The 9,332-nt window shown below is 66.7% G+C and carries 7 protein-coding genes and 1 pseudogene; 1 reads left to right on the top strand and 7 read right to left on the bottom strand.

Annotation, left to right across the window (positions count from 1 at the left end):
- Nucleotides 1-505, top strand: a 505-nt coding sequence (locus tag IG178_RS23230) for a hypothetical protein (protein WP_193214987.1), incomplete at its 5' end; no start/stop codon positions are given.
- Here IG178_RS23230 and IG178_RS23225 read toward each other — a convergent pair.
- The 7 genes and pseudogenes from IG178_RS23225 to IG178_RS23195 all read right to left on the bottom strand — a co-directional run.
- Nucleotides 506-1,939 (bottom strand): DUF481 domain-containing protein, encoded by a 1,434-nt coding sequence (locus IG178_RS23225; RefSeq protein WP_226895706.1) that lies wholly within the window; start codon nt 1,937-1,939, stop codon nt 506-508.
- Nucleotides 1,940-2,008: 69 nt separating this feature from the next.
- Nucleotides 2,009-2,464 (bottom strand): hypothetical protein, encoded by a 456-nt coding sequence (locus IG178_RS23220; RefSeq protein WP_193214985.1) that lies wholly within the window; start codon nt 2,462-2,464, stop codon nt 2,009-2,011.
- A 248-nt stretch (nt 2,465-2,712) separates the two neighbouring features.
- On the bottom strand, nt 2,713-3,543 hold the full coding sequence (locus tag IG178_RS23215; protein WP_226895705.1) for a hypothetical protein: 831 nt from the start codon (nt 3,541-3,543) through the stop codon (nt 2,713-2,715).
- A 67-nt stretch (nt 3,544-3,610) separates the two neighbouring features.
- Nucleotides 3,611-3,799, bottom strand: coding sequence for a DUF4250 domain-containing protein (locus IG178_RS23210; protein WP_193214983.1), 189 nt, complete (start codon nt 3,797-3,799; stop codon nt 3,611-3,613).
- 112 nt (nt 3,800-3,911) lie between these two features.
- Nucleotides 3,912-6,149: a hypothetical protein gene (locus IG178_RS23205; protein WP_193214982.1), complete on the bottom strand. Its 2,238-nt coding sequence runs from the start codon at nt 6,147-6,149 to the stop codon at nt 3,912-3,914.
- 33 nt (nt 6,150-6,182) lie between these two features.
- Nucleotides 6,183-8,024, bottom strand: a complete 1,842-nt coding sequence (locus IG178_RS23200; protein ID WP_193214981.1) for a monovalent cation:proton antiporter-2 (CPA2) family protein — start codon at nt 8,022-8,024, stop codon at nt 6,183-6,185.
- Nucleotides 8,025-9,101: 1,077 nt separating this feature from the next.
- Nucleotides 9,102-9,332: pseudogene (locus IG178_RS23195) on the bottom strand (hypothetical protein); the annotation flags it as partial.

Raw genomic sequence — 9,332 nt, 5'->3', positions numbered from 1 at the left:
CGACCTCGACCTCCACTACCAGGCCGGCAGCTCGGCTGCCGGGACCGTTGACCTGACCATCCTCCTCGATCCCGATGCCAACCCGTGGAACGGCAACGAGATCGAGATCGATGCCGGCACCGTCGCGCGGACCGGCACCGCGGCCGTGGCCTTCATGGAGGTTCCGGTCGCCACCGGCGCCACGCCGCCGGGGACCTACCGCGTCGCGGCCCGCATCGCCGACGGCATCCGCGAGCGCGTCCTCGCCGCCGCCGGGACGCTCGAGATTTCCGCCACGAGCCCGCCGCCAGAGATCGACCCTGCCACCGTGCGGATCGAAGGCGGCTTGATGCGCTTCACCGTCCTCGGCTCGCCGGGGCAGACGGTGCGGGTCATGGCGGCGACGGACCTGGAAGACTGGCAGGAAGTCGCGACGATGACCCTCGGCGCGGAAACGTGGGAATTCAGCGATCCCGCCACCGCTTCGTTCCCGGCACGCTTCTACCGGGTGGACGAGGCGCCGTGATCAGAACTTCACGGCGATCGAGCTGGTCAGCTGGGTGTCGTGGTGCTGGCGGCCCGCGGCGGGGATGTTTTCGTAGCTGTAGTCCGCGCCCAGCCGCCAGATCAGGCGGTCGTTGAGCTTGGTGTCGAGGGCCGCCGCGGCGATCGCGGTGTAGTTTTCGAGATCGCCGAGCTCCGCGGTGTAGCTGACCGACTGCTTGAAGGAGACGGTGCCGTTGAACTGGTGGGAGAAGCGCTGCGCGGCGACCAGCGAGGCGTAGTCGTCGCTGATGCCACCGGTCTTCTCGAAGGTGTAAGCGGGGCCGGCCTCGAAGGCGAGCTGGGTCTTGTCCGACTTGATCAGCGAGTAGCCGGCGAGGAAAGCCGGGGTGACGCGGTAGTCGATGTCGGCGGGATCGTCGCGCAGGAAACCGACCGCCCCGCCGAGGTAGAAGCGCTCGCCGAGGTAGCGGTTGTACTGGACGCGCGACAGCAGCCGGTCGGTGGACGAGAGCCCGTTGTCCTCCGAGTAGTGGTAGCCGAGGTCGAGGAAGAACTCGCGCTCCGCGTCGCGGTACAGCGTGTTCCAGGCGAGGTTCAGGCCCATTTTGTCGGAGTTCCCCTTGTTGAGGGAAAAGCCGAGCGCGGCGGTGGACGCCCAACCGTTCCTCTTGGCCGCGGCGGCTTCTTCGCCGGGCATCAGGCTGCGGCGGCTGCCGCCGTCCTCCTTGGGATCGGGCAGGCCGGAGAAGTCGTAGGCGACGCCGACCAGCAAGGCGGTGTCGGTCTTGCCGCTGCCGGCGGCCGGGGTGTCGTCGATGCGGTGCCGCAGGAAGGTCCGCAGCGAGACCTTGGAGGTGATCCGGGTTTCCAACCCGGCCTCGAACTCGACCAGGGAGTCGGACAAATCGTCGGCCCGCGGCGTCCAGCCGAGCGCTTGCCAGAATTTGGAGGTCTCCGAGAAGCGGTAATCGAAGCGCTGGGCCAGCCGCAAGGTGACGAAGTCGTCCGTGGTCCGGCCCTGTTTTTCCCACGCGTAGCCGGGTCCGGCCTCGAAGGTGAGGGCCATGCGCTCGCCCTTGATCGCCCGGTAGCCGAGCAGCAGGCTGGTGTCCACGCGGTAGTCGATGCCGGCGATGTTGTCCTGGAAGTAAGACCCGAAGCCGCCGATGAACCAGCGTTCGCTGAGATCGCGGTTGTATTGGCCGAAGACCTTCAGGCTGTCGGTGCTCTCCAGGCCGCCGTCTTCCGCATAAAAGTAGTCCAGCCCGAGGTAGGCCTCGTGGCCGTCGTTCAGGTAAGAAGCCAGGAACTGCAGCGAATAGGCCACCGAATCCGAATTGCCGTCCGAGATCGCCAGGCCGGCGGCACCGGTGAGTTCCCACGGCGATGCATCGGCAGCGGGAAGGACGGATGCGAACGGTAGCGAAACAGCGGGAATCAGGAGCTTCTTCATCATGTCGCCCCCTGCCTGACCCCTAACCGGCGACGCGGGCAAGGGAATACCGGCCGGAGCTTCCGATCGTCACCCGCCGCGCTCGACGCGTTGCTTCACCTGCTTGAGCAGGCCGTGGTAGGCGGATTTGCCGACCGCCAGCGGCTCCCGCACGGTCTCGCCGAAGGCATCGCTCTGCTGGGCGACCTCGACCTGGCAGCCGACCCAGACCCGGCCGGGACCGTCGTTGCGCCAGCGCACGGTGGGGCGGATCATCACCGGGTTGTCGTTGCCGACGGTCTTCCAGGCGATGTCGGCGCTGCGTCCGCCGCGCTTGGTGAACGACAGCGACTGCTCGCTACGGGAGATGACCGAAAAGCCCTCCGCCCGGAATACCTCCTCGACCGCCCGCGCCACCGCCGGCATCGAGTTCGTCTTCACCTCCACCGTGGCGAGGTTGTCGACCCCGCCGCCGACTCCGACGGACGCGCCGCAGGCGGCCAGGAGCAAACTAGCGGCGGAAAGGAGCCAGTATCGACGGTTCATCCTGATAGACTTGGCGGAGCGGGAAGAATCGTCCAGCTCCAAGGACCGGGAGCATAGGGCAACGGTGCTTGAAATGCAGGGTTCTCACTCGTTCTCGTTCGGGATGCGCCGGAACGGGGAGGAACCGCGAAATCGCGCGAAAGGGCGCGAAATCTCTCATGCGGGGATCTTTCCATGCCTTGCAGATTTCGCGGACTTCCGCGTTCTTTCGCGGTCGGGAAATCTCAGTGCAAGCTTGCTGCAGCGGCTCAATTTCCCATCGGATCGATCTTCACCGACATCGTCAGCGGCAACAGGGCGCCGGCGGATTCGCCGCCCTCGCGGCTCCCGGTGGCCAGCTTGCCGGTCAGGTGCATGCGCATCTGGCCCGGGCGGTCGAGGTTCACCGTGAGGTTGCCGGTCAGGCCGCCGTCGGCCTTCTTCACGCCGCCGTCCGGCAGGAACTCCTTGCCGCCGCCACGGATGAAGAGGTCGATGATCGCCTGGCGGCCGCCGTCCGGAGCCTTGCCGATCTCGCGCAGCGTCATGACCCCGGACACCTCGGGGGCGGGCAGGTCGAGCTTCAGTGAGCTGCGGATGAAGTTGGGCGAGAAGTTCCAGCTTTCGCCGACCTCGACCTTCTTGCCGGGGAGCCAGTGGCGGTTCTCGAAGCCACCCGCCAGTTCCAGTTGCCCGACCTCGTCGCCGGTGGCGGTGCCGTCGGCGAGGGTGAAGGTCCAGTTGCCCGCTCCGTTGCGCAGCCCCTTGGCGACCTTGCCGTCGAGGGCGCCGGACGAGGACTCGGTCTTGCCATCCACCACCGTGATGATCCGGTCCTGCAAGAACCGGTAGGTCACCTCGCCGCCGATCGCATCCGGATGCATGGTCCGCTGGATCACGCGGTGGCGGCTGACGTCGACGGTCTGTTCGGTCGTGCCGGCGGCGCCGCTACTGATCGCCTTGCCGCCCTTGGCGGAGGTGGTGGCCTCGATCTTCAGGCCCAGCTTCACGTCCGGTTCCGCCAGCATGACGGACTCGGCGGCATTGAGCGCGGAAACAACAACGGTGCCCAGCAGGGCGGAGAGGAGGGGACGCATCATCCTGCCATTCCACCGGTGCGGCCGGCCGGGTTCAAGCTCCATCGTGTGTCGCCGCGGCCCCGCCCGCTCAGCGGAACTGCTTGAGCTCAGGGCGGTAGTCGTAGCCGGCCGCGCTCATTTTCGCGGTCAGCGACTCGAGGTCGAGGTGATGGGTTTTCACCAGGTCATCGAGCGACTCGCTGTGGTTGCGCAGTTCGGTGTTCAAGAGGCCCACCAGCAGGTGGGGATCCATCCGGAGATAGTTGGCCAGGTCCATTCGCGGGGGAAGGTGCCGCTGCCGGTGCGCTTTGTCACCTACGGATCGGCCCGCCCGGGACCCGGTGGCGCGAACAAACGACAGTCCTCGTCGTCTCGTCGTGATCGCGGCCTCAGTCCCGCGTCGCTTCCCGGATGTCGGCCTCGCCATAGCCCTGCGCCGCCATCCAGTCGACCGCGGCGGCGGCGTCGCGGTCGTGCCAGGTCTTGGCCAGCGACTTGACAGTGTCCCAGCGGCGGGATTCGTCGGAAATGGAAATCGCCCAGCCCATCGAGACGGCGGGGTCGGAGGAAAGCATCTGCTTCGAGTAAGCCATCACCGCCTTGTCGCGCGGCTCGCCTTCGGCAAGTCCCTGCAGCCAGCTGCCGGCCGCGCCGGGATCGGTCTTCGACCAGCTCGCGGCGATCGCCTCGAACGCCCCGGCCTGCGCGCTCGGATCGGCGGACAATCCCTCCGCCCAGCCGAGCGCCGCGCCGCGGTCCTTCTCCACCCAGGCCCCGGCCACCGCCTGGTAGGCATCCGCCGAACCACCGGACCCGGCTGCCAGGGCGGCCGCGGCGTCGGCCGGCTTCTCTCGGGCCCAGGCATTCAGGGCGGCCTCGCCGGCCTTCTTCGAAACGCCGCTGTCCGGCAAGGACAGGGCATAGTCATAGGCCGCCTGGGGATCCCGCTTTGCCCAGCTTGACGCGGCGCGGGCGGCACCCGTCTCGAGCGCGGCGCTGTTTTCCATTGTCGCGGCGAACTTCATCGCCGCCTCGCCGTCCGTCCAGCACCAGCGGCCCATCAGTGCCTCGACCGCGGCGTCGCGCAGCACCGGGTCCGTGAGTCCTTTCACGTAGGCCGAAGCGTCGAGCGGTGACTTCTCCGCCCACGATGCGACGACGGAGCTGATCGCCTGGGTCTTCTCCTTGCCCGCGGGCAGTCCCTCGGCCAGGGTCATCGCCTTCTGCGGGTCGCGCTCGGTCATCCCCGCGACGATCGTCCCCAGCAGCATCGCCCGGTCGGACTCGTTGGTCTCCGCCATCGCGAAGGCCAACGCCGCCTCGGGATCCACCTGGGTCCACGCTGCCACGATGCCGTCCTTCATCTGGTTGCGGAAGCTGTCAGTCTCGAAGCCGTCGGCGATGGCCAGCGCCTTCTGGAGGTCCAGTCCTGCCAGGTTGTTGCCGATTTCCTGGACGTACCAGCTGTCGAAGTTCTGCTCGCCGATGTCCTTGGCCAGGGAAACCGCAAGATCCGAGTCCGACCACGCCAGCTGCCAGAACGAGCGGTTGATGATTTTCACCTTCTCCGCCGGATCCTCGATCGACTTCAGCCAGCCGATGGCGTCCGCGGGGGTTTTCATCACCCATTCCGAGAAAATGTTCTCCATTGCCCCCACCCGGACGTTCTCGCTCAGATGATCGGTGGCCCAGGAGAGCGCGTTCATCGGGTCGATTTTTCCCAGCTCGTTGCAGAGGACCATCAGCGAGTTGTCTGAAAGCTCCGTCCGGTGCTCCACTGCCCAGTCCGCCGCGGCGGCCGCGTCGCGGGCCGCCCAGACACCGAGGATCGCCTCGCCGGCCGCGCGCCGTTCCAGGCCGCCGAGCTTGGCATATTCCTCCAGCGCCACGCCCTGGTCATCGCGGAACCATTGGCGGAAAACCCTGCCCACCACCTCGTTGCGGTTGGTGCCGGGCAAGGTCCGGCCCGCGGCCAGCGCACCCGCGGGGTCGGTCTTCGCCCAGGCGTTGAAGAGGCCGTAGGGCTGGAGCCCCGGCGTCTCCTTGAAACGCGCATAGGCTGCCAGCGGGTCGTCCTTGGCGATCTGCTCCAGCGCCGACTCGTGGGCCATTTTCCGCATCGCCCCTTCCGGCACGGAGGAGGCCAGCTGCCAGGCCGCGGCGGGATCGTCGGCGGCCACCGTTGCGAAGATCGCCCCGAACGCCTGGCTGGTCTCCCAGGGGTCCAGCTTCATCGCGGCGGCCATCGCCTGGTCCGGGCCCAGCTCCGCCCAGCGTTCGAAGATCATCCCCATCGCCACGTAGCGGTTGCCCCATGCGCCGTAGGGATCGCTGTCCTTCAGCACCTTCAGCATCTCCTCGAGTTCCGCTTCGCCGCAGTCGTCGAGCTGGCGGCTCAGCGCCCCCAGGATCCGCCGGTCGGAGCCGCGGGACTGCAGCAGCTGCGCGAAGCTCTGCACCGCCGGCGTCGAGATTTTCGCCTCCCGGCGATCCCGCGCGGTCTTTGAAACCACGATCTCCTGCTTCCCCGGTTCACCGTCGTCCCGTGACGGGGAAGTCATCCTTCCGCCCGCCCAGCCGGCGGCCAGGGCGAGTCCCGTCACGGGAATCCAGTACAGGGTTTTCATATCATCCCGGCCTAACGGGCCGCGGATGCCATGTCACCGGGTTTTTTCGGGGTCCCGCGATTTTCCGCTGAAGTCCGCCCGCATCACGGAGTCGAAGATGTTCTGCGATTCGCGGGCGGCATTGATATATTTCGCCTGGTCGTGGCGGTGGGCGGCCATTTCGCGGAGGAAGGTCTCGTCCGCCTGCCGGTACTGCTCGGCCGCGCGCCGGGCGTCGTCCCCGCTCATGCCCAGCGCCTGCAGGATGTCGCCGCCCATCCGCAGCGAGGAATCGAGCGTCTCACGGTAGATTTCCTGCTCGCCGGCGTCCAGCAGCTCATAGGCCTCGACCCGGCTGTGGGCGCGCAGGAAGACCCGCAGGTGGGGGAAGTACTGCCGCGCCGTTTTCACGATGCTCAGGGTGGTCGCCACGTCGCGCAGCGCGATCACCAGGATCTCCGCCCGCGCCGCGCCGGCGATCGCCAGCAGGTCGGGCCGGCTGGCATCGCCGAAATACACCTCGAAGCCGATCCGCCGCAGGGTCTCGACCTGGTCCGGGTCGTTGTCCAGCACCGTCGAGCGGATCCCCTGGGTGTGGAGCAGCCGTCCCACCGCGTGGCCGTAGCGGCCGAAACCGCAGATGATCGCCGGCGCGCCCAGATCCCGCACGTCGCTTTCGCGGTCCGCCGCGGCCGGCGCCGCCACGCAGCGGGCGGTGTAGCGGTGGCTCGCCAGGATCAACAGCGGCGTCGCCGCCATCGTCAGCGCCACCACCGCCACCAGGGTGCGGCCGGTTTCCTCGTCGAAGACCCCCGCGCCGGTGGAAAGCGTGATCAACACGAAGGCGAACTCGCCGCCCGCCGCCAGCGCCGCGGAAAAGACCAGCGCGCTCGCGCAGGTCAAGCGCCGCACCCGCCCGAGCAGGAACAGCAGCCCGCCCTTCACCGCCAGCAAGCCGGCCGCGCCGGCCAGCACCAGGCCGAGGTTCGCCGCGATGTGACCGAAGTCGATCGCCGTCCCCACGCCGAGGAAGAACAACCCTAACAGGAGTCCCTTGAACGGCTCCAGGTCGCTCTCCAGCTCGTGGCGGTACTCGCTGTTCGCCAGCACCACCCCGGCCACGAAGGCGCCCAGCGCCGCCGACAGGCCGACCTTGGTCATCAGCAGGGCGATCCCGATCACCAGCAACAGCGCCGCCGCCGTGAAGGCCTCGCGCTGCCGCGTCCCGGCGATCGCGCGGAAGATCGGCCGCACCGCCAGCCGCGCCACCGCCACCACCGCGGCGACCGCACCCATCGTCACCAGCGCCTGCGCCCAGCCCGGCAGCGCGGCCATCCACGCCGCCGAATCATGGCCGTGGCCCGGCCCCGCCGGCAGCGTTGCCAGCAGCGGCAGGACCGCCATCACCGGGATCACCGCCAGGTCTTGGAACAAAAGCACCGCGAAGGAGCTCTCCCCGGCTTCCGTCCGCATCAGGTTCCGCTCGCTGAGGCTCTGCAGCACGATCGCCGTGCTCGACATCGCCAGGATCAGGCCGATCCCCAGCGCCAGCTGCCAGCCCAGCCCGCAGGCGACCAGCACGCCGCCGATCGCCAGCGCCGAGACCACCACCTGCAACAGGCCGAGGCCGAAGATCTGCCGCCGCATCCGCCACAGGTGCGCCGGCTGCAGTTCCAGCCCGACCAGGAACAGCATCATCACCACCCCGAACTCCGCGAAGTGGGTGATCTGCTCGCTTTCCCGCCCGACCCAGCGCAGCCCCCACGGGCCGATCAGTGATCCGGCGATCAGGTAGCCCAGCACCGATCCCAGACCGAGCCGCTTGCCGACCAGCACCGCCACCAGCGCGGCGGCGAGGTAGAGGAAGGCCTGGGCGAACGCACTTTCAAATGCCATGGCCGATCCTCTGGCACGCCACGCCGGATTTGGCCAGCCGGGAGACCAGCGCGCTCTCCCGACCGGCCCGCGGGCGGACGGAGTTGTCGCCGCGGTGAGATCCGCGAGTCGTCGGATCGGCGGCTGCAACACGGACGCCATCGCCCGGATCAACGGGATCGCAGGCTTCTGGCGACTTCAGAGGCGAATGTCGCAATGGAATGATGGAAGTGCCTGGCGGTGAGTCATGGGTGACGGGGGCCGTTCAAGTATGGCGCCCCTCTGCACAGGCGAACCATCCCCGCGTCCGCGGACCTCGGCTTCCCGTCCTCGTCCTCCTGCTCGTCCCTCGTCCTCGACCCACTTCGGATAAGGACGACCCGAGAAGGCGCTCGTCCTTCCATGCCGGACTCCGGCTTTTCGTCCCGTGAAAATGGATTGTGACGGAGCAACTTTATAAAGTAACGCCGTGAAAATGGATTTTGACGAAGCAACTTTATAAAGTAACGCCGTGAAAATGGATTGTGACGAAGCAACTTTGTAAAGTAACGCCGTGAAAATGGATTGTGACGGAGTAACTTTGTAAAGTAACGCCGTGAAAATGGATTGTGACGGAGCAACTTTATAAAGTGACGCCGTGAAAATGGATTGTGACGGAGCAACTTTATAAAGTGATGTCGTAAAAATGGATTGTGACGGAGTAACTTTATAAAGTGACGCCGTAGAAATGGATTGTGACGGAACAACTTTATAAAGGGACGTCGTGAAAATGGATTGTGACGAAGCAACTTTACAAAGGAACGCCGTGAAAGGGGTTTTTCACGGGGGAATTGGGAGAGGGTAAGGATTTTGGTGGAAGTTGCTCAGGGGATGGCGGTCAGGGGGGCACCGAGGCGGTCGGCGAATTCGATCGCGAAGTGGTTGAGGCCCCTGGACCAGATCCGAGCGTCAGGGTCTTGATCCGGTCGAGCGGACTTTGCACGGCCATGGCTCCGATTCCCTTTGCCACATGGGAAAATCGCCGAAGGCTTGTAGGCGCTTTGGACCAGCGCGAAGCGCTGGCCCCGAAGGGGTGAGCCGGCAGGCGGAGCCGGCGAGTCAATAGATCTGGGTGGTGCTGACATCGGCATGACCGAGGAGCTCCTGAAAAACACCGAAGGCTTGTAGGTGTTTTGGACAGGAGCGAACGCGACGTGCCCCGCGAGGGGTGAGCGGGCGTGGAGCCCGCGAATCAATGTTACGCAGGTCGCGGCCTCCCTCGAGAAGGTGGGTGGCGAAAGCATGCCGTAGCGCGTGGCTGGTCACCCGTTTGTCGATCATTGCCGCCTC

Origin of the sequence: Neoluteolibacter marinus (assembly GCF_014904755.1) — a bacterium.
Taxonomy (GTDB): Bacteria; Verrucomicrobiota; Verrucomicrobiia; order Verrucomicrobiales; family Akkermansiaceae; genus Haloferula; species Haloferula marina.
Note: the sequence above shows the minus strand (reverse complement) of the source record. Positions and strands in the feature narration are given on the sequence as shown.